The organism is Halomonas mongoliensis (genome assembly GCF_052496345.1).
In genome coordinates this window covers 2,297,582-2,317,659 of sequence record NZ_CP199288.1, presented here as the reverse complement: position 1 = coordinate 2,317,659, position 20,078 = coordinate 2,297,582, and the positions used below count along the sequence as shown (strand labels likewise).

Here is a 20,078-nt window from a genome sequence, read left to right as displayed (position 1 = left end):
CCACGGGGCCTGCCGGTGGCCTGGCTGAGGCACGGCCTGCTGCTGGCGCTTCTGGGCCTGCTCTGGCCGCCCGCAGTGGCTGCATCAGACAGTCCGGTGCTGGTTGCACATCCCAGCGTGCAGACCCCGCGACTGACCCGCGATACCACCCGCGCCATCTTTGCCATGCGCCAGCGAACCTGGCCGGACGGCCAGGCCGTGCGAGTCTACGTGCTGAGCAACGACAACCCCGTCCACGGGCGTTTCGTCAAGGAGCGTCTGGCCGTCTACCCGCATCAGCTGCAGCTGGCCTGGGACCGCATGGTGTTCTCCGGCACCGGCCAGGCACCGACAAGAGTCTTCTCCCAGGTCGAGATGCGTGAGCGCATTGCCAGCACCCCCGGTGCCCTGGGCTATCTGGAAAGGGAGTATCTGGATGATCGTGTCCAAGTCATCACGATGGAGTAGGCCCCGGTGCGCCACCCTGCTGGCCGCCACCCTGCTGGTCGGCGCCCTCCCGGCCGCGGCACAGGCCGACATGCTGGACACCCTGCAGCTCCACGGCTTTCTCAGCCAGGCGCTGGTGATCACCGATCGCAACGACTTCTTCGGGCCGAGCAGCAGCGGAGGCGGCAGCCTGAAGTATACCGAGATCGGCGCCAACGCCTCGATCCGCCCCCACCAGGATGTGCTGATCGCCGCCCAGGTCCTCAGCCGGCGCGCCGGCGGGGACGGCAGCGACGCCAGGCCGGTGCTGGACTATGGCGTCGTCGACTACCAGATGGTCTCCAATCAGCAGCGCACCCTGGGCCTTCAGCTGGGGCGCTTCAAGAACCCCTTTGGCTTCCACAACCAGACCCGGGATGTGGCCTTTACCCGCCCCAGCATCCTGCTGCCTCAGTCGATCTACTTCGACAGGACCAGGTCTCTCGGGCTATCCGGTGACGGGGTTTCCTTCTATCTCGACGAGCGTCTGCCTACCGGCAACCTGCGCTTTCAGGTGGGGGCAGGCAAGATACAGGCGGGGGACGACCTGAGACGAACGCTACGGCTCGACGGCATCCCGGGAAGCCTGGACCCCGACACCTCCGCCATTGCCCAGATTCGCTACGAACATGACGGCGGCCGCATCATCGTCGCCCTCAGCAGGGCCGATGCCAACGCCAGCTTCGACTCTGCCATGCCGGGGCTGAGCGACGGCGACTTCTACTTTCGCCCCTGGGTCCTCTCGCTACAGTACAACGAGGAGCGGTGGAGCCTGACGGCGGAGTATGCCCGGCGAAACTCCGGCCTCGAGAACTTCAACAACCCGGCCTTCAACTTCGATGTCACCGGCGAGAGCTGGTATCTGCAGTACACCCGGCGCTTCCATGATAACTGGCAGTGGCTGGTGCGCTACGACAGCCTGGTCAGCAATCGCGACGACCGCTCGGGCACGGCCTATGAAGCCAGCGGTGCCGGGCCCGCTCACAGCCAGTTTGCCGATGATTACACCCTGGGCCTGCAGTGGAACCTCAACCCCCAGGTCATGCTGGCCGCCGAGTATCATCACGTGGACGGCAGCGGTTGGCTGCCGATCCAGGATAATCCCGACCCGTCGGAGACCAGTCGCCGCTGGAACATGCTGCTCTTCCAGCTTTCCCTTCGCTTCTGAGCGATACCGGGCCCATGAGTCAATCGACCCCACCCAGAGTGTGCCGCTTCAGCCTGACCTGGCGCGTCATCGCCCTCAGCAGCCTGCTGCTGCTGAGCCTGGTGGTGCTGTTCTCATGGCTCGGGCACGCCAACCTTACCCGGCAGTTCGAATCGAGCCGGGCCGAGCATAACCAGCGCCAGCACAGGGAGATCCAGCTTGCCCTGGAGCGCTCCGAGGAGAGCCTGGGCCAGCTGGCCTCCATGGTGGCCTCGGTCAGGGGCCTCGGCGAGGCGCTGCAGACCCGCCGGCCGGCCTCGCTGGAGACGGCCCTCGAGGCTCAGTGGCCGACGCTCCAGCTCGATGCGGGCATCGATGAGATCCTCGCCTTCGACAGCGACGCGAACCAGCAGGCCGCCTGGGGGGAGGGCCAGGCCCTCAATCAGCGCCCTGTCCAGCAGTGGGTGAGGCAGGTGCTCCAGACGGAAATGCCCCTCAGCGCCCTGCGCTGTTCCAGCGACTGTCGCCAGTATGCCGCCATGCCGGTCCTGGTGGAGGGCGAGAGCGTCGGCGCCGTGATCCTCTCCCGCTCCCTTGCCGACGTGACCCGCCAGGCCCAGCAGGTCTCCGGGAGCGACGTGGCCCTGCTGGTGGTGGGCAACCAGTCAGGCGTCGAGCTTCCCGAGGAGCGCCTGATCGATGCCTGGGGCGGCACCATCCTGGCCCTGACCCGTCAGGAGGAGTATCTGCCACTGCTGAAGCGTGCCGCCAGAGCGTCCACCATCGAGGAGCTCCTCGATCAGCCGCTGAGGCTGAGCCACCGCGGGGACGATATCGAGCTCAGCGCTATCCGCATGGACGAGGACAGCGACCGCCGCAGCATCGGCTACTTCCTCGTCGCTTCGGACATCACCCCCCAGATCAAGGCGATCGGCCATGACACCCGGACACTGGTTGTCGTGGGCCTGGGCGGCTGGCTGATAGCCGAGCTGCTGCTGCTGGTAATCCTGCTCAGCCCCATGGCGCGCCTGCGGCGCCTCGCCGGCGTGCTGCCCTCCCTGGCCCGCGGTGGTTTTGCCGAGGCCAGGGCCACGATCCCCCGCCCCAGGCGTCTCCTGGCCAACGAGATCGACGTGGTGGAGGGGGCGACCCTGGCGCTTGCCGGTCAGCTGGAGACCCTGGAACAGGAGGTCTCGGCCCGGGGTGAGCTGCTCGCCGAGCGGGTCAAGGAGCTGGCCAGGGAGCGCGACTTCATCGGCAGCCTGCTGGATACCGCCCGGGTCTTTATCGTGACCCAGGACGCCAGCGGGCGCATCGGGCTGGTCAACGACTATGCGCTGACGGTGATGGGCACTCGGGAAGAGAGGCTGAAGGGCCGGCTGTTCGAGGATGTCTTCGCACCGGGGCAGCCTTCCTCGCCCCTCTCGCTGACGTCACCCGGCATGGAGGAGCGCCCGCTGGTGACCCCCGATGGGCAGCAGCACACCATCGCCTGGTATCACGCGCCGCTGGCCAGCGCCAGCGGGTCACCCGGGAGGATCTCGGTGGGCCTGGACATCACCGAACGCAAGGCGGCGGAAGCACGGCTGACCTGGCTGGCCGAACGCGACCCCCTGACCGGCCTCTACAACCGCCGCTACTTCCAGGAAGCCCTCGATGACGCCATGCGGCATGGGCAGCACGGCGCCATGCTGCTGACCGACCTCGACCAGTTCAAGGACGTCAATGAGCTGAGCGGCCACCAGGCGGGCGACCTGCTGCTGCGCAAGGTGGCCAGGGTACTGACCGAAGAGCTGGGGCACCGGGGCGTCATCGCCCGCCTCGGCGGCGACGAGTTTGCACTGCTGCTCAAGGGAGCGGACAGCGAGCTTGCCATCCGGGTGGGACAGCAGATCAGCCAGATCCTCGAGGGCACCGCCTTCGATATAGGTGGCAGACGCCACCGGGTGGCCGCCAGCACCGGCATCACCCTCTATCCGGAGCATGCCGACAACCCCATCGACCTCATGGCCAGCGCCGACATGGCGATGTACAAGGCCAAGGCCTGCGGCACCCAGCGCTGGCACCTGCTGGAAGCCATGCAGGATGCGCGGGCCGAGCTTCAGGAACGCATCCACTGGGAGGAGCGGATCCACCTCGCCCTCATGGAGGACGCCTTCGAGCTGATGGTCCAGCCCATCGTGCGGCTGGCAGACCGCGACGTGCGCCATTACGAGGTGCTGCTGCGCATGCGTGACGAGCAGGGCGAGCTGGTTTCTCCCGTTCACTTCATCCCGGTGGCCGAGCGCAGCGGGCAGATCATCGCGCTCGACCGCTGGGTGCTTCGCCACTGCCTGAGGATGCTGGGCGGGCTGAAGGAGCAGGGAATCAGCCTGGCGGTGAACCTGTCGGGGCAGTCGCTGCATGACGATGGGCTGGAGAAATATCTGGCCGAGGAGATTGCCGCCAGCGGTGCCGACCCCGAATACCTGATCCTGGAGGTCACGGAAACCGCCGCCGTCACCGATTTCTCCACTGCCCGCGGCGTGCTCCAGGCCATTCGCGACCTTGGCTGCCGGACGGCACTGGACGACTTCGGGGTCGGCTTCAGCAGCTTCCACTACCTGAGCCAGCTACCGGTGGACTACATCAAGATCGATGGCAGCTTTATTCGCAACCTGACCACCAGCGCCGAGAGCCAGGTCATCGTCAGGGCCATTGCCGATATCGCCGCAGGCTTCGGCAAGCAGGCGATTGCAGAGTTTGTCAATCAGGAATCCCTGATTGAGCCACTGAGTTCCTATGGCATTGCCTACGGGCAGGGCTATCACCTGGGCAAGCCAATTCCCTTCTCACAGGCCTTTGGGTCCTCTCCCTAACCCGGGGCAAGATGGCATCCTGTTACCAGCGCTCAAGGAAAAAAGCATGAAGCCTGCTTCTGCAGTCCACGATGAAGTCTCTGCGTCACAGTTGCTCGAACGCTTTCGCAGCGGGTTCCGGTTCAAGCTTGCCCTGACCGAGGAGGAGAGGAGAAAAGCGTACCGGCTCAGGCATCGCGTGTACTGCGAGGAGCTCGAATACGAGGAACCGGCGGACGCCGGGCTGGAGTTCGACCGTCATGACGAGCACTCCCTGCACTGCCTGATCGAGCACCGGCGCAGCGGTGAGGTCGCGGGCTGCATGCGGCTGGTCCTGCCCGCCGATGATGAGCCCTCGCGGGATCGGCGCCTTCCCCTGCAGAGCTATGCCAACCAGAGCCTCACCCACGCGCTGCTCCATCCCGCCACCCTCTCACGCGACGAGATCTGCGAAGTTTCCAGGCTGGCCATTGCTCCCCCCTTCAGAAGGAAGTCGGTGGCCTCCGAACTGGAAGAGAGCCTGCAGGCCGATCTCGGTCAGTTCACCGCCGATGAGAGGCGGACCTTCCCCATCATCGTCGTCGGGCTCTTCCTGGCCACCTATGCGCTGGTCGGCCTGACACAGCGTCGGCACGTCTTCGCCATGATGGAGCCCAGGTTACCCAGGCTTCTCTCCAGATCGGGCTTTCACTTCACCCGAGTCGGAGATGCCATCGATTTCCATGGCAAGAGAAGCGCCTTCTATATCGACCTGCACAAGGCGGAAAAGGAAATTCACGCCGACCTTCTGCCGCTCTACGAGCATGTAAAGAGTGAGCTTGCCGCTCAGGCCGACGTGGACTCTGGCTCCAGGTCCCTCATCGCAGCCAAATGAGCAGGCAGTCCCGGCTCTGGGCTACCTGGAGCGCCGCCGGGACTCCCCCGGCTTGATCATTCGCACCCGGTACTTGGGACGCCCGGGGGCGGGAACCTTGCTCTCGTCCTGAACGGCCGGGGACGCCGGGGCGATCTCTACCCAGGCGAAGGTCGGCAGCGCCAGCCCCCAGTAGATGGCCGACAGGCGCAGGCAGAGGGTGGTCACGAGCGACAGGGCGATGGCCAGGGAACCGGGAGCCCCCAGGGCATCCAGGCCGACATAGGCGATGCCGCCGGCAATGGCCGCGGTGGCGTAGATCTCCTCCCGCAGCACCATGGGCACCCGGCGAGCCAGCACATCACGCACCATGCCGCCGGCCACCCCAGTCATCATCCCCATCAGTACCGCGACCAGGCCGGAGGTGCCGAGAAGAAGCGCCTTGTGAGCACCGATCACCACGAAGAGCGCCAGCCCGAAGGCGTCGGCCACCGGCAGGAAGACCCGTGACAGACGATGGATATAGTGAAAGCCGACGATGGAGAGCCCCACGGTGGCCAGGATCACCCAGAGGTAGGTGGGGTCGGTGACCCAGAACACCGGCCGAACGCCGAGCACCAGGTCGCGCAGGGTACCACCCCCGATGCCGGTCACGGCCCCCAGCACCAGCATGCCGAAGGGGTCCATGCGCGACCGACAGGCGAGGATCACCCCCGACAGCGCAAAGACGATCACGCCCGCCATGTCCAGCCAGTAGATCAACCCGCTCAGCATCCCACTCCTCCTGTCGGCCAGAGACCCAAAGGCCGCACAGCATAGCCCAAAATACTCCCGAGGGAAGTCCCCTTCACCGCCCCACCGTCGCCTGATGGGCGATGCCCCTCAAGAGCCTTCCCAGCACGTCGGCGCCGGTCAGGATACGCTTCTCCTCCCCCCAGAGCAGGATCACATCCTCGTCCAGCACATCATCCTCGCTGTGCTCGGGGCGCACCCGAAAGCGGCCGATCACCTCGCCGAGCGGGGTGTCCGGATCGCGGACCAGAATCGGCCGGTGGCAGTAGGCCAGCGGAAAGAGTTCCCCGCGGCCGAACAGGACGTCGCGCAGGAAGGCATCGACATCGAGCACCAGGCGCGGGGTGGCGGCCTCATCCACCAGCACCACCCGACTCCGCCCCGAGGCCTGCAGCGCCCGCAGGAAGGGGTCATCGGCGTGGCGGCGGAACTCGGGAAAGCGCGGCCTCGCTCCGTCGAAGGGCAGGGTAACGATGCTCGTCGGGTCGAGGCGCTCGCCCTCGCACCCCAGGGGCACATCGTCCAGGGCCAGGAAATTGATGGCCCCGCGCCCCTCTACCCGGTCGATCTCGGTCTCGGTGGACTCCATATGCAGGCGGATCAGCTGGTTGAGGTCCCGCTCCCGGTAGTAGGGGATCGCCTCGGGCCCCAGCCAGCGGTCCAGCACCCAGGCCGTGGGCCTGGCCACGGGCCAGAGCAGCAGCTGGTAGCCACGGATCAGCGGGGCCAGCAGCGATGCCATGCGCAGCGCATGGCGGGAGAAGAACGCCTGGGGAAGGATCTCGGCGCAGAGGGTGATGACGACGGTGGAGAAGAAAAAGGCCACCAGGGCCCCCATCACCGACCCGGAGAGCAGCGCCAGCAGCACATTGACCGCCACGTTGCCCCACAGGATGGTGACCAGCAGGAAGTTGGCGTCGTCGCGCAGCGCCTTGACCCGCAGGGCGCGCCGACTGCCGCGGCGCGACTCGATCTCCAGCTCCAGCTTGTTGATGGAGAAGAACGCCAGGTTGAGCCCCGAGAAGATCGCCGACTGGCTGAGGCAGAGCAGGATGCCGATCCAGGTCAGCAGGGTCATCGAGACCTCCTTGTCGGGCGTCGAGGAAAGGGAAGGCGCGCCGATGGCTCCCCGGGCGCCGGAGACGCCCCGCCGTTCTCCGGGCAGGCGTGGCCCCCGGGGCCTGAACCGAGTACCCTCGTGGAAACCTTTATGTACAGGCCCTCGCGTCTCCTGTCCGACCATAGCACGGCTTCGGACTCCACTCTGCCCCGAACTCAGGGAGAGCCCAATGGACTGGAACCCCGCCGTCATCTGGCTGATCGTCGCCCTGCTGCTGGGCCTTGCCGAGCTCGCCACCGGCGGGCTGGTGCTGCTGGCGCTGGGCGCCGCGGCCCTGCTGACCACGGCCCTGGCCGCCCTCGGCCTGTCGCTGCCCTGGCAGCTGCTGGGCATGGGCGTTTTCTCGGGTGTCCTGGTTCCGCTGGCGATCTGGGTGATCCGCCCCCGCTTCTCCCCCCGCGGCGTGGCCTACGGCACCACCGGCACCGGGGTGGAAAAGGGGCACACCTACACGACCCTGAAGCGCGACTTCGACGGCGCCAGCGGCATCAAGATCAACGGCGACTTCTATCGCCTGCGGGTCGTCGACTCGGATGAGAGAGGCGGCGGCGCAACCGACCTGCCCCCCGGCACTCGAGTCATCTTCCAGGCCTTCGATGGCACCACCGCCATCGTGCAGCTTGCCCATCCGGCGCCGGATTCCCGCGCCCGCCAACACACGGAGTAATTCCCCATGGACCTTCCCGTCAGCCCGGGGCTGATCATCGCCCTGATCGTCGTCGTTACCGGCATCCTGATCATCGCCAAGGGGCTGGTGATCGTCCGCCAGTCCGAGGTGATGGTGATCGAGCGCCTGGGGTCATTCAACCGGGTGCTCGAGAGCGGCATCAACATCATCGTGCCCTTCATCGACCAGCCCCGCGCCATCACCATGATCCGCTACCGCAAGCTGGGCGAGGAGTACCAGGCCATCACCAGCAGCGAGACGCGTATCGACCGCCGCGAGACGGTAATGGACTTCCCCGGCCAGCCGGTAGTGACCACCGACAACGTCACGGTGCGCATCAACGGCGCCCTCTACTACCAGATCATCGACCCCAAGCGCGCCGTCTACGAGGTGGAGAACATGAGCCAGGCGGTGGAGGTGCTGGCCAAGACCACCCTGCGCTCGGTGGTGGGCAAGATGGAGCTCGACAAGCTGTTCGAGTCCCGGGCCGAGGTCAACAACGAGATCCAGGCCGCCATGGAGGAGCCCGCCTCCAAGTGGGGGGTGAAGATCTCCCGGGTCGAGGTGCAGGACATCGCCATGCCCGAGGAGGTGGAGTCCGCCATGCGCCTGCAGATGGCCGCCGAGCGCAAGCGCCGTGCCACCGTGACCGAGGCGGAGGGCGAGAAGGCCGCCGCCATCGCCATGGCCCAGGGCCAGCGCGAATCGGCGATTCTCAACGCCCAGGGCGACAAGGAGTCGGCCATCCTGCGTGCCCAGGGCGAGCAGGAGTCGATCAAGCTGGTGCTGGGCGCCATCGGCGACAGCGAGGAGAACAAGCGCACCGTGGTGGGCTATCTGCTCGGCCAGAGCTACATCAAGGCGTTGCCGACCATGGCCCAGGAGGGGGAGCGGGTCTTCGTGCCCTACGAGTCCTCGGCGCTGCTCGGCTCCATGGGCATGTTCCGCGAGATGGCCGGCTCCCCGGAGGACGCCGTGGCCAGCCACCTTCAGGCCAGCGGCAACCGCAGCGGCCTGCGCGGCGGCGTGGTGGGCGGAGCGGCCAGCGGCGGCTGAGTCGCGGCGCCCGCCGCCGAGGCGTGCCTCGCGACGGGCGCAGGGTCATGCCCCCGCCAGGCGGCGCTCCATGATGATCACCCTTTCGCCGCGGTAGGGCACCCAGGCTTGCTCCTGCCAGCCGAGGCGCGCATAGAGCGCCTGCTGGTCCGGGGTAAACAGCCACAGTCGTTCAATGCCGGCCGCGCGGGCCTCGTCCTCTACCCGTCTCACCAGCCGCGAGGCGATCCCCTGCCCTCGCCACTCGGGCAGCACATAGACCGAGGCCAGCCAGGGGCCGAGGTCGTCGCGGCCGCTCATGTCATCGGCCACCAGGCTCGCCGTGCCCACCGGCCGCTCGCCCTGCAGCGCCACGAAGACCGAAGGCACGCCCGAGGGCCCGCACTCTGCCGCCAGTGATGCCCGCCGGGTGGCCAGGGTCTCCCCGGGGGAGAGCTGGCCCCACTGGTCGTGCTGCCAGCCGGCCACCCGGGCCAGATGGGGCGAGTCGGGCAGCAGCCGCTCGATCCGCACAGCCGCATCATCGCTCATGCTCATGCCCTCACCCCAGCTGGAAGGGGTAGACGCTGCCGATCTCCAGCAGGCGGCTCAGCTCATCCAGAGCGACGAGCGACTCCCGGGCCAGGGCCGGGTCGGCAAGCTCCTCCGGGGCCAGGCGGTCGCGGTAGTGGCGTTCGACCCAGGCGACCAGTTCGTCGTGCAGGGCGTGATCGAGCAGCACCCGGCCGGCCAGGGCGGCGCGCTCCTCGGCCGAGAGCACCACCCGCAGGCGCAGGCAGGCGGGGCCGCCGCCGTTGCGCATGCTCTGCTTGACGTCCTTCACCACCACCTCGCCGATGGGGTTGGCGCCGGCCAGCAGGTGGTCCTGCAGCGTGCGCCATACGCTTGCGTTCTCCTGGCACTCCCCGGGCACCACCAGGGTCATGGAGCCGTCGGGATTGGAGAGCAGCTGGGAGTTGAAGAGGTACGACCCGACGGCATCCTCCAGGCTCACCGCCTCCACCGGCACTCGCACCGGAATCAGCGGTGAATGCATCCGCTCGCGCAGCGCCTCCAGGGTGCCCGCCTCGTCCAGGAAGGCCATCTCGTGGTAGAGCAGCACGGGACCGTTGCCCACGCTGATGACGTCGTTGTGGAAGACGCCGGCGTCGATGGCCTCGGGATGCTGCTGGGCAAGGACCACCTGGTGGTCGGCCAGGCCGTGCTGGCGGGCCACCGCCTGGCTCGCCTCCCGGGTCTGGCGCGCCGGGAAGCGCTTCGGGGCGGGGGAACTCTCCCCGCTCCAGCCGAAGGCCTCGCGGCCGTAGACGTAGAGGTGCACGCCGGGCTCGCCGTGGCCGCCGGCGAGTCGCGTATGGTTGGCCGCCCCCTCGTCGGAGAAGGCCGGGGTCGCCGGCAGCGCCGGATGGTGGGCGAAGTGACGCTCATGGCGGAAGATCGCCTGGAGCACCCGGCCCGTGGTGGCCGGCTCCAGAAAGCGATGGAAACTCGCCTGCAGGTTGGCCGGGGTGATGTGAACCCGGCCATCCGGCGCATCGACGCTCGGGGTCACGGTGGCGGCGTTGGCGGTCCACATGCTCGACGCCGAGCAGACCGCCCGCAGCAACTGGGGCGCCTCCCCGGCGGCCCGGGCCAGCACCCGCTCATCGCTGCCGGTGAAGCCCAGCGCCCGCAGGGCGCCGAGGTCGGGACGCTGCTGGGGCGGCAGCACCCCCTGGAGATAGCCCGCCTCCATCAGCGCCTTCATCTTGGCCAGCCCCTGCAGGGCGGCTTCCTTCGGGTTGGCCACCAGGCCGCCGTGGCTCATGGAGGCGACGTTGCCCAGCGCCAGCCCCGCATAGTTGTGGGTCGGCCCCACCAGGCCGTCGAAGTTCACTTCCCGGTAGTCGGGGCGCCGCTCATCGCTCACAGGCTCACCCCCGGCGGCAGCTGGTCGGGCAGGTGGAGCTCCTCGCTCTCCATGGAGGCTACCGGATAGGCGCAGTAGTCCGCCGCGTAGTAGGCGCTGGGGCGGTGGTTGCCGCTCGCACCCACGCCGCCGAAGGGGGCGTCGCCGAAGGCGCCGGTGGTCTGGCGGTTCCAGTTGACGATGCCCGCCCGGATGCGCAGCAGGAAGTCCTCCCAGTCGGCGCGATCACCGCCGATCAGCCCGGCGGAGAGCCCGTAGCGGGTGTCGTTGGCCAGGCGCATGGCCTCGTCCCACTCCCCGTAGCGGTAGACCCTGAGCAGCGGCCCGAAGTGCTCCTCGTCGGGGACCTCCAGGCCGGTCACATCGATCAGCGCCGGCGAGAGCAGGCTGGTGTCCGCCTCGAGGCGCGCCATGCGGGCCAGCACCGTGGCCCCCCTGGCCTCCAGCGCCGCCTGGGCCGCGAGCAGGCCGTCGGCGGCGGCCACGCTGACCAGCCCTCCGTAGAAGGGAGCGGGCTCGCTGAACTGCCCCGCCACCCGCAGGCGCGAGATGGCATCGCCGAGGGCCTCCAGCAGGCGGTCCCCCACGGCTCCCTCGGGGACGATCAGGCGCCGGGCACAGGTGCAGCGCTGGCCGCCGGAGAGGAAGGCGGACTGCAGAATGACCAGCACGGCGGCGTCCTGGTCGGGCACATCCTTGACCACCAGGGGGTTGTTGCCGCCCAGCTCCAGGGCCAGGATCTTGTCCGGCTGGCCGGCGAACTGGCGATGCAGCAGCCCGCCGACCCGGGCGCTGCCGGTAAACAGCAGGCCGTCGATGCCGCGATGCGTGGCCAGCGCCTGGCCGGCGGCCGCCGCCCCCTGCACCAGGTTGATCACGCCGGCGGGCAGGCCCGCCTCCTGCCAGCACTGCAGGATAAGGTCGGCGGTGAGGGGCGCCTGCTCGCTGGGCTTGAAGACCACCACGTTGCCGGCCAGCAGGGCCGGCACCATATGGCCATTGGGCAGATGGCCGGGGAAGTTGTAGGGACCGAAGACCGCCAGCACCCCGTGGGGGCGGTGGCGCAGTACCGCCCGGGCATCGCCCAGGTCCCGCTGGCGCTCGCCGGTGCGCTCCTGATAGGCGCGGAGCGAGATCGCCACCTTGCCGATCATGGCGCCCACTTCGGTCCGCGCCTCCCAGAGCGGCTTGCCGGTCTCGTGGGCGATGGCGGCAGCCAGATCCTCCCGGTTGCGCTCCAGCACCTCGCGAAAACGCTCCACCAGCGCCTGACGCTCGGCAAAGGGCGTTGCCGCCCAGGCAGGAAAGGCGTCGCGGGCGGCCTCCACGGCGGCCGCCACCTGCTCGGAGCTGGCGCCGCGCCCCTCCCAGAGGCGCTCCCGGGAGACAGGGTCATGCTTGGTGAAGCGTTCGCCCTCGCCGGCCTGCCAGGCGCTGCCCACCAGCAGCTCTCGTCTTGCCTTCATCAGCCTTCCTCCTCGCTGTCCAGGACTCTCAGGGGGGCGCCGCTCTCCACCTCCAGGCGCGCCGCCTCATCGGGGGAGAGCCGTATCACGCCCTCCTCGTCGGGGCCATGGCTCACCCAGGCGGCGCGAAAGTCGGCCATGACGGTGGTGGCCGCAAGCCAGCGGGGACGCCCCGCCGGCGCCGCCAGCCCCGACACCACCTCGGCGCGGCAGCGCCGGGAGAGGCGCACGCCGCGCACGTCGTCGATATAGGCCTCGACGGTGGGGCCGCCATCGAAGATGTCGATATACCCCTCCCAGCGCAGCCCCTCCTTCTTGAGCATGGCCAGGGCCGGACGGGTCTGCTCGTGCACCCGGCCGATGCAGGCCCGGGCCGCCTCGGAGAGAAAGGGGGTATAGATGGGGTATTTCGGCATCAGCTCGCCGATAAAGCTCTTCTGACCGAGGCCGGTGAGACGGTCCGCCTCGTCGAAGTCGAGGGGGAAGAAGTTGGCCCCCAGGCAGTCCCAGAAGGGGCTTCTGCCCTGCTCGTTGAAGACGCCGCGCATCTCCGCCAGCACCTTGTCGGGGAAGCGGTCGCGGAACTCCGCCATGAACAGCCAGCGCATCATGGAGACCAGCGGCCCGTTGCGCTGCTCCCGGCGGTCGCCGCCCCGGTAGGCCGGGCGCAGGAAGAGCGAGGCCACCTCGGCATCGCCGGTATGGTCGGAGCAGAGAAAGAGGGTATCGATGGTGCGATGCAGGTCGAGCTGCACCGAGGAGTGGGCCAGGGTCCCCACCCGGTAGTGATAGAAGGGCACCTCGTGGCCCACCTCGCCCTCGATGGCGCAGCAGCCGGCCAGGCGGCCGCTGCCCTCGTCCTCCAGCACGAAGAAGTAGTTGCGCCGGTTCGCCGGCAGCCGCTCCTCGAAGGCGGCGATGGCCGAGTCGATCTTGGCGGCCAGGAAATCGCGGTTGTCGGGGAGCGAGGTAAAGCCCACGCCCGTTTCCCGAGCCAGGGCCTGGAGCTCGTCCAGGTCGCCATGGGCGATGGGTCGGATACGCATCACAGCTCTCCCTCGTCATAGCCAGGCTCGTGGCCGTCGGCCTCCTCCAGGCCCGGCAGGGCCAGGGGCGCGGCCAGCACCGCCCTGCCATCCTCCACGCCCAGCTGGCGGGCGTGCTCCCGGGTCAGCATCAGCTGGCCGGTGGACGACAGCGCATAGCGCGCCACTACGCAGCGGAAGCCCTCCAGGGCCTGGTTGGCCACCATGGCCGGCGCGGCGTCCGGCAGGGTGCCGACCGGACGCACCCGCACCGGATGCCAGGCGGCGCGCCGGAAGCTCTGCAGCCGCTCGCGCTCCGCCTTGATCACCGGGCCGGCATCGAAGATATCCACGTGGCGCGAGCGCATGAAGCCCTCGGCCAGCATCTCCGCCAGGGCCCGCTCGTGGTCGGGATGCTCCCGGCCGATGGCGGCCCGGGCCCGCGGCGTCAGCAGCGGCAGATAGAGGGGGAACTGGGGCATCACCTCGGCGATAAAGCTCTTCGAGCGGATGCCGGCCAGGGCGTTGATCTCCTGGTAGTCACGGCCGAAGAAGTGGCAGCCCACGCTGTTCCAGAAGGGCGACTCGCCGGCCTCGTCCAGAAAGCCCGGAAAGGCCATGGCCAGCAGGGAGGCGAAGCGCTCCGGATACTGGGCGATGAACATCAGCCGGGCCCGGCGCAGCAGGCTCTCGGCGCTGGTCCCCCGATAGCGGGGGTCCAGGGAGTAGGCGCACAGCAGACTCGCCTCCGAGACCTCGTGGGAGAGGGCCAGGGTCTGCACCTCCCGACGCACGTTGAGCTGCTGGGAGGCGTGGATCAGCGTCTCCTGGCGGTAGGTGTAGTAGGCATCCACCGCCCCGGCCTGGGCGCGAATCGTGGCGGTGCCCACCACCTCGCCCCGCTCGAGATCCTCGAGCACGAAGGTGTAGTGCTCATCACCGGGGAAGGCCACCTCGGCGGCGAAGGCCTGGCGGGAGCGCACGATGCGCTCCTCCAGGCGATCACGATGCGCCGGCAGGTTGGTCAGCTGCGGGACGGCATCGCCGGCCAGGCGCTCGAGGGCCGGCAGGTCTGCAGGCAGCACGGGGCGAACGACCAGCATCTCGGGGCCTCCTCCAGGGAGAGCGCTCACGGCAGCCGCGCCGGCGCTCACCGCTCGCCCACCAGGCGCGCCACGGCTCGCTCGAGGCGCGCCATGCCCTCGGCGATATCGGCCTCGGGAATCACCAGGGAGGGCGCCATGCGCAGCACGTTGGGGCCGGCCACCAGGGCCATCAGCCCCTCCTCCACCGCCAGGGGCAGGATCTCGCCGGCACGCCCCTCGAACGCCGGGGACATCACCGCCCCGATCAGCAGGCCCATGCCGCGGATCTCGCTGAACACGCCGTGCCTTGCGTTGATCGCCTCCAGGTGCTCGCGGAACAGCGCATGGCGGCGCTTCACCCCCTCCAGCACCTCGGGGGTGTCGATGAACTCCACCGCCGCCAGCGCCACCGCCGAGGCCAGCGGGTTGCCGCCATAGGTGGAGCCGTGGGTGCCCACGGCGAAGGCCGAGGCGACCCGGTCGGTGGTCAGCATGGCCCCCACCGGGAAGCCGCCCCCCAGCGCCTTGGCGCTGGTCAGGATGTCCGGGGTCACGCCGAGCTGCTGGTAGGCGTAGAGGGAGCCGGTGCGCCCCACGCCGGTCTGCACCTCGTCGAAGATCAGCAGGGCATCGTGGGCGTCGCACAGCGCCCTGAGCCCCTTGAGGAACTCGATATCGCCGGGCAGCACGCCCCCCTCGCCCTGCATCGGCTCCACCATCACCGCACAGGTATCGTCGTCGATCAGGTCGCGAACGCTGTCGAGGCTGTTGTACTCGCCGTGGACGATGCCTCCGGGCACCGGCCCGAAACCCTGGGCGTACTTGGGCTGGCCGCCCACGCTGACGGTAAAGAAGGTGCGCCCGTGGAAGGACTGGGTGAAGGAGACGATACGGCTCTTGTGCTCGCTGACGTTGTCGTGGGCCCAGCGCCGCGCCAGCTTGAGGGCCGCCTCGTTGGCCTCGGCGCCGGAGGAGCAGAGGAACGCCTTGTCGGCGAAGGTGCGCTCCACCAGGGCGCGCGCCAGCTTGAGGGCCGGCTCGTTGGTGTAGACGTTGGAGACATGCCAGAGGGTATCGGCCTGGGCCTTGAGCGCCTCCACCAGCACCGGGTGGCAGTGGCCCAGGCCGTTGACGGCGATGCCGCCGGCGAAGTCGATGTACTCGCGACCTTCCTGGTCCCACAGGCGGCTGCCCTCGCCGCGCACCGGAATCGCCTGCTGGGGGGCATAGTTGGGCACCATGTAGCGGTCGAAATCGGCGCGGGTCGGGGTCTGGCTCATGTCGCGGGTCCTCTGTGCATGATGGGGTGACTCCACCGAGTATAGGGACTTGCCGACACGACCGCTTTCACCGATGGGACAGGCAGTTGCAAAAAAGGCTAGGCTTGGAGCGATGCCGTGAGGAGGGCCACCGATGCTCAACACCACCCGCTGGAACCGCCTGCGCTACAGCCTCTATGCGCCGCTCTACGATGCCGTGGCCGAGCGCGCCTTCCGCAGACCACGACGCCTCGCGCTGGGTCAGGTGGTGTGGCAGCCCGGCATGCGGGTGCTGCTGGTGGGAGCGGGTACCGGGCTGGACCTGCCCTGGCTGCCCCGGGACGTGGAGCTCCACGCCACCGACCTCTCCCCCGCCATGGTCCGGCGCACCCGCCGCCGGGCCGAGGCCCTGGGCATGGACGTGGAGGCCACCGAGATGGATGCTTCTGCACTGCGCTTTCCCGACGGCCACTTCGACGTGGTGGTGATGCACCTGATCCTGGCGGTAATGCCGGACCCGGCCCGCGGCCTTGCCGAGGCGCGACGGGTGCTCAGGGGGGACGGCCAGCTCTGCGTGATGGACAAGTTCCAGGCCGACGACCGCCCCGCCGGCATCGGCCGTCGCACCCTCAACGCCCTGACCAGCGCCGTGGCCACCGACATCACCCGCCAGGCGCGGCCGCTGCTGGAGGGTGCCGGCTTTCGCATCGAGCAGGACACGCCGGTGATGATGGGCGCGCTGTTTCGCGCCCTGATGGCAAGGCCGGCCAGAGACGGCTGAGCCTCAGCCCAGCCGCTCCTCGCGGGGTGACACGCCGAAGTGGTTGCGATAGGCGGTGGAGAAGTGCGCCGCCGAAGAGAAGCCGGTAAGCAGCGCCACCTCCCCCGCCGGCCGCTCGCTCTCCCGCAGCAGCCGTCGGGCTCGCTGCAGGCGCAGATCCAGGTAGTAGCGGCTGGGCACCGCCTGCAGGTGCTTCTTGAAGAGCCGCTCCAGCTGACGCCGCGAGACCCCCAGGTGCTCCGCCAGCTCGGCGGTGGTCAGCGGCTCCTCGATATTGGCCTCCATCAGCGCCAGCGCCTCCGTGAGGCTCTCCGGCGCGGCACCCGCGCTCGCCGCCGTCTGGGGCTCGCTCCCCATTCGCACTCGTTCCAGCACGAAGTGGGCGGACACCCGCTCGGCCAGTTCGCTACCGTGGTGGCGGCCGATCAGGGTCATCATCATGTCCATGGCCGCGGTACCGCCACCGCAGGTCAGCCGTTCGCCGTCGATCTCGAACAGCTGGCGGGAGAGCCGAATCCGCGGGTGGGCCAGGCGCACCGCCTCGAAGCGCGGCCAGGGCACCGTGGCCCGATAGCCGTCGAGCAGGCCCGCCCGGGCCAGCAGCTCGGCGCCGCCGCCGATGCCCACCATCAGTCGGCCCGGGACGGCCAGTTCGGCCAGCCGATCCAGCAGCGCCCCTTCGGCACCCTCTGCCCCGGGGGCGCAGACCAGCAGGATATCGAGGGCGTCACCGGCCTCGGCCAGCCCAGACTCGCAGAGCAGCCGCTGACGGGAACCCGAGGTCACCGGCTGCCCCGCCAGGCTCAGGGTGGTCAGCGAATAGAGGGAGCGGCCGGCCAGCTGCCCGGCCACCGCCAGGGGCTCGGTGGCGCAGGCCTCGGCCAGCAGCGAGAAGCCGGAGAGTACCAGCACGCCAACCCGCCGGGAGCGGACTGGCGCGGCATCTGTAGGGGCGAATCGAGACATTGACGGGGGTATCCGGAAACCGTCCCCCATCTTAACAGCAAGCGGCCGGGCGCAAAGGCCCGGCCGCGAGAGGAGGCTCCTACTGGGCGCCGCCGCTGTAGAGCAGCATGGCGGCCACCAGCAGGCCCAGCACCACGATGACGATGGGCAGCAGGCGCTGCATGGTCCTGGGCGGCGGCTTCTTCGCCTCCGGCTGACCGGCGTCCGGCTCCGGATCTTCGAAGTCCTCGGGTTCCAGCACCTCCTTGAGATGCTCGCGCTCCTCTTCCGGTGTCTTGCTCTCTCTGGTGTCCATACGGTCCTCCAGGGTCGGTAAGCCACCGCGTCGCGAGCCGGCTCGCCTGCCCGAACTCGCGCGCTGCTACAGGTTCACGACATCGAATTCCACGTCCGGGTTCACATCGGCGTCGTAATCGACGTCATCCCGCTCGAAGCCGAACAGCTTCAGGAACTCGTGCTTGTAACCAGCATAGTCGGTGATCGCGAAGAGGTTCTCGGTAGTCACCTGGGGCCAGAGGTCCTTGCACGCCTGCTGGACGTCGTCGCGCAGCTCCCAGTCGTCCAGGCGCAGGCGGCCATCTTCATCGGTGCTGAACTCGCCCTGCTGACCCCGGGCTGAGTAGAGGTGCTCACCGAACAGACGGTTAAGCTGCTCGATGGTGCCCTCGTGGAGCCCCTTCTCCTTCATCACCTTGTAGACCATGGCGATGTAGAGCGGCATCACCGGAATGGCCGCGCTGGCCTGGGTCACCACCGACTTGAGCACCGCCACGTTGGCGCCGCCCTGGGTGGCCGCCAGGCGCTTGTCGATCTCGCCGGCGGCGCGGTCCAGGTCCTCCTTGGCCTTGCCCAGGGCGCCGTGCCAGTAGATCGGCCAGGTAATCTCGGTGCCGATGTAGCTGAAGGCCACGCTGCGGGCGCCCGGCGCCAGCACGCCGGCGCGATCCAGGGCATCGATCCACAGCTCCCAGTCCTCGCCGCCCATCACCGCCCTGGTGTCCTCGATCTCCTGCTCGGTGGCCGGCTCCACCTCGGCCTCGATGATGGTGTCCTTGTTGGTGTCGATGGCGGTGGCGCGGTAGGTCTCGCCGATGGGCTTGAGGCTGGAGCGCTTGAGCTCTCCGGAATCGGGCAGCTTGCGCACCGGCGAGGCCAGGGAGTAGACCACCAGGTCCACCTGCCCCAGGTCCTGCTGGATCAGCTCGATGGCCTTCTCGCGGGCCTCGTGGGAGAAGGCATCGCCGTTGATGGACTTGCTGTAGAGCCCCTCGGCCTTGGCGAAGCGGTCGAAGGCGGCGGCGTTGTACCAGCCCGCAGTGCCCGGCTTCTTCTCGGTGCCCGGCTTCTCGAAGAACACGCCCAGGGTGTCGGCGCCGTAGCCGAAGGCGGCGGTGATACGCGCCGCCAGGCCGTAGCCGCTGGAGGCGCCGATCACCAGCACCTTCTTCGGCCCGCTGGCCCTGTCCAGCCCCCGCGCACGGGTCGCCTCGATCTGCTCGAGCACATTCTTCTCGCAGCCGACGGGGTGGGTGGTGGTGCAGATGAATCCGCGTACCTTGGGCTTGATGATCACGTCAGACCTCGCTGTTCGTCGTTATCGGGCCGGCATCCGCCGGCCGGCTCTCATGGAGTGGCAATCGCCCTATTCTAGCGGCCGCGCCGGACGCTGTCCGCCCTTGCGCCGGCTCTTGAGACCCGGCCTCGACTGGGGCAGGATGCACGTCACGGCGGCAGGCCACGAGGAGGCACCCCATGAATGCACAGACCCTGGTCGACCAGCGCGGCGAGCTGTGGCTGACGCTGGCCACGCTGTGGCTGGAGCATGAGCCCAGCGAACGCGACTATGCCCGCATGATCGAGGTGATCGAGCGCCACGACCTGACGCTCAAGGAGCTGGAGTGGATCTTCCGGCTGGAGCTGGCGCCGGTGCTGGGGCGCCAGCAGATGTCGGTGGCGGGGGAGTGGCGCCGCTTCGACGAGCACAAGCTGATGAAGCAGCTGGTGGCGCACAACCTGCGCCTCAAGGGGTGGCGGCGCGGCAGCTGGGCGCTCTTCTCGGGGTTGACCACCATGATGAGCCGGCATCGCTGGAACGAACTGATGGCCCGCCTGATGATCGAGCGGGGTGAGACACCCCCGTAAGGCCCCTCAGGCCTCGTCCAGGGCGATCTCCAGGGCTTCCCTGAGCGCCGCCTCGCCGTCCCGCGGGGCGAAGCGGCGAATCACCCGCCCGTCGCGCCCCACCAGGAACTTGGTGAAATTCCACTTGATCGCCGTGGTGCCGAGCACCCCCGGCGCCCCCCGGCGCAGCTCGACGAAGAGCGGGTGGGCGCCCGGCCCGTTGACCTTGACCTTCTCCATCAGCGGAAAGCTGACCTGATACTCCCGGGCGCTGAGGGTGCAGAAGTCCAGCGCCGACTCCGGCGACTGGCGAGCGAACTGATTGCAGGGGAAGCCGATCACCGCAAAGCCGCGTTCGCGGTAGCGGCGGTAGAGGCGCTCGAGCTCCCTGAGCTGCGGGGTGTAGCCGCAGCGGCTGGCAACATTGACGACAAGCAGCACCTGGCCGCGCAGCGCGGCGAAGTTGAAGGGCTCTCCCTGGGCGGTCAGGCACCGGTAATCGTGGATGGACATGGTGGCAGCTTCATGG

Annotated in this window: 20 protein-coding genes; 8 read left to right on the top strand and 12 right to left on the bottom strand. The window is 68.7% G+C overall.

Going from position 1 to position 20,078, the window contains the following annotated elements; genetic code table 11:
• Positions 1-15: 15 nt before the first annotated feature.
• From ACRYRV_RS10955 to ACRYRV_RS10940, 4 genes are read left to right on the top strand one after another with little or no spacing between them, the layout of a single operon-like run.
• Positions 16-447 carry a hypothetical protein gene (locus ACRYRV_RS10955; RefSeq protein WP_374710999.1) on the top strand — a complete coding sequence of 144 codons (432 nt, stop codon included), beginning with the start codon at positions 16-18 and terminating at the stop codon, positions 445-447.
• A complete protein-coding gene (locus ACRYRV_RS10950) occupies positions 416-1,633 on the top strand; it encodes a hypothetical protein (protein ID WP_444985152.1) in 1,218 nt (405 codons plus the stop codon). Before ACRYRV_RS10955 ends, ACRYRV_RS10950 begins: the two co-directional genes overlap by 32 nt.
• Positions 1,634-1,647: 14 nt before the next feature.
• Positions 1,648-4,470 carry an EAL domain-containing protein gene (locus ACRYRV_RS10945; RefSeq protein ID WP_444985153.1) on the top strand — a complete coding sequence of 941 codons (2,823 nt, stop codon included), beginning with the start codon at positions 1,648-1,650 and terminating at the stop codon, positions 4,468-4,470.
• Between the two features lie 46 nt (positions 4,471-4,516).
• Positions 4,517-5,323 carry a PEP-CTERM/exosortase system-associated acyltransferase gene (locus ACRYRV_RS10940; protein WP_309635928.1) on the top strand — a complete coding sequence of 269 codons (807 nt, stop codon included), beginning with the start codon at positions 4,517-4,519 and terminating at the stop codon, positions 5,321-5,323.
• A gap of 21 nt (positions 5,324-5,344) precedes the next feature.
• Here the strand turns inward: ACRYRV_RS10940 and ACRYRV_RS10935 are convergent, their stop codons facing one another.
• Together ACRYRV_RS10935 and ACRYRV_RS10930 are read right to left on the bottom strand one after the other, a co-directional pair.
• Positions 5,345-6,073, bottom strand: coding sequence for a trimeric intracellular cation channel family protein (locus tag ACRYRV_RS10935; RefSeq protein WP_309636062.1), 729 nt, complete (start codon positions 6,071-6,073; stop codon positions 5,345-5,347).
• A 76-nt stretch (positions 6,074-6,149) separates the two neighbouring features.
• The gene (locus ACRYRV_RS10930; RefSeq protein WP_444985154.1) at positions 6,150-7,172 is read right to left on the bottom strand and encodes a DUF21 domain-containing protein; all 1,023 of its coding nucleotides are present in this window, start codon (positions 7,170-7,172) and stop codon (positions 6,150-6,152) included.
• Between the two features lie 211 nt (positions 7,173-7,383).
• On the opposite strand from ACRYRV_RS10930, the gene ACRYRV_RS10925 reads away from it, so the two are divergent.
• Both ACRYRV_RS10925 and ACRYRV_RS10920 read left to right on the top strand, forming a co-directional pair.
• Positions 7,384-7,881, top strand: coding sequence for a nodulation efficiency, NfeD-like protein (locus ACRYRV_RS10925; protein ID WP_253445505.1), 498 nt, complete (start codon positions 7,384-7,386; stop codon positions 7,879-7,881).
• 6 nt (positions 7,882-7,887) lie between these two features.
• A complete protein-coding gene (locus tag ACRYRV_RS10920; RefSeq protein ID WP_253445508.1) occupies positions 7,888-8,937 on the top strand; it encodes an SPFH domain-containing protein in 1,050 nt (349 codons plus the stop codon).
• 45 nt (positions 8,938-8,982) lie between these two features.
• Here ACRYRV_RS10920 and ACRYRV_RS10915 read toward each other — a convergent pair whose 3' ends face one another.
• From ACRYRV_RS10915 to ACRYRV_RS10890, 6 genes are read right to left on the bottom strand one after another with little or no spacing between them, the layout of a single operon-like run.
• Positions 8,983-9,474 (bottom strand): GNAT family N-acetyltransferase, encoded by a 492-nt coding sequence (locus ACRYRV_RS10915; protein ID WP_367399335.1) that lies wholly within the window; start codon positions 9,472-9,474, stop codon positions 8,983-8,985.
• Positions 9,475-9,478: 4 nt separating this feature from the next.
• Positions 9,479-10,846, bottom strand: coding sequence for an N-succinylarginine dihydrolase (gene astB, locus ACRYRV_RS10910; RefSeq protein WP_253445510.1), 1,368 nt, complete (start codon positions 10,844-10,846; stop codon positions 9,479-9,481).
• A complete protein-coding gene (gene astD, locus ACRYRV_RS10905; RefSeq protein ID WP_444985155.1) occupies positions 10,843-12,312 on the bottom strand; it encodes a succinylglutamate-semialdehyde dehydrogenase in 1,470 nt (489 codons plus the stop codon). The genes astB and astD overlap by 4 nt, the downstream gene beginning before the upstream one ends.
• The gene (gene astA / locus ACRYRV_RS10900) at positions 12,312-13,358 is read right to left on the bottom strand and encodes an arginine N-succinyltransferase (RefSeq protein ID WP_444985156.1); all 1,047 of its coding nucleotides are present in this window, start codon (positions 13,356-13,358) and stop codon (positions 12,312-12,314) included. The genes astD and astA overlap by 1 nt, the downstream gene beginning before the upstream one ends.
• Positions 13,358-14,440, bottom strand: a complete 1,083-nt coding sequence (locus ACRYRV_RS10895) for an arginine N-succinyltransferase (protein ID WP_444985158.1) — start codon at positions 14,438-14,440, stop codon at positions 13,358-13,360. The genes astA and ACRYRV_RS10895 overlap by 1 nt, the downstream gene beginning before the upstream one ends.
• A 47-nt stretch (positions 14,441-14,487) precedes the next feature.
• The gene (locus ACRYRV_RS10890) at positions 14,488-15,702 is read right to left on the bottom strand and encodes an aspartate aminotransferase family protein (protein ID WP_309635937.1); all 1,215 of its coding nucleotides are present in this window, start codon (positions 15,700-15,702) and stop codon (positions 14,488-14,490) included.
• A 133-nt stretch (positions 15,703-15,835) separates the two neighbouring features.
• Between ACRYRV_RS10890 and ACRYRV_RS10885 the strand changes: the two genes are divergently transcribed.
• Complete coding sequence (locus ACRYRV_RS10885) at positions 15,836-16,462, top strand: class I SAM-dependent methyltransferase (RefSeq protein ID WP_309635938.1); 627 nt, start codon at positions 15,836-15,838, stop codon at positions 16,460-16,462.
• 3 nt (positions 16,463-16,465) lie between these two features.
• Here the strand turns inward: ACRYRV_RS10885 and ACRYRV_RS10880 are convergent, their stop codons facing one another.
• From ACRYRV_RS10880 to fabV, 3 genes are all read right to left on the bottom strand, one after another.
• Positions 16,466-17,371 carry a GlxA family transcriptional regulator gene (locus tag ACRYRV_RS10880; protein ID WP_309636063.1) on the bottom strand — a complete coding sequence of 302 codons (906 nt, stop codon included), beginning with the start codon at positions 17,369-17,371 and terminating at the stop codon, positions 16,466-16,468.
• A 136-nt stretch (positions 17,372-17,507) separates the two neighbouring features.
• Positions 17,508-17,723: a hypothetical protein gene (locus ACRYRV_RS10875; protein WP_309635939.1), complete on the bottom strand. Its 216-nt coding sequence runs from the start codon at positions 17,721-17,723 to the stop codon at positions 17,508-17,510.
• Between the two features lie 66 nt (positions 17,724-17,789).
• Entirely contained in the window at positions 17,790-19,001 is a 1,212-nt protein-coding gene (gene fabV / locus ACRYRV_RS10870; RefSeq protein ID WP_253445533.1) for an enoyl-ACP reductase FabV, read from the bottom strand.
• A gap of 179 nt (positions 19,002-19,180) precedes the next feature.
• Between fabV and ACRYRV_RS10865 the strand changes: the two genes are divergently transcribed.
• Positions 19,181-19,570: a DUF7079 family protein gene (locus ACRYRV_RS10865; RefSeq protein ID WP_253445536.1), complete on the top strand. Its 390-nt coding sequence runs from the start codon at positions 19,181-19,183 to the stop codon at positions 19,568-19,570.
• Positions 19,571-19,576: 6 nt separating this feature from the next.
• On the opposite strand, the gene ACRYRV_RS10860 is transcribed toward ACRYRV_RS10865, so the two are convergent.
• On the bottom strand, positions 19,577-20,062 hold the full coding sequence (locus ACRYRV_RS10860; protein WP_309635940.1) for a glutathione peroxidase: 486 nt from the start codon (positions 20,060-20,062) through the stop codon (positions 19,577-19,579).
• Between the last annotated feature and the right edge of the window lie 16 nt (positions 20,063-20,078).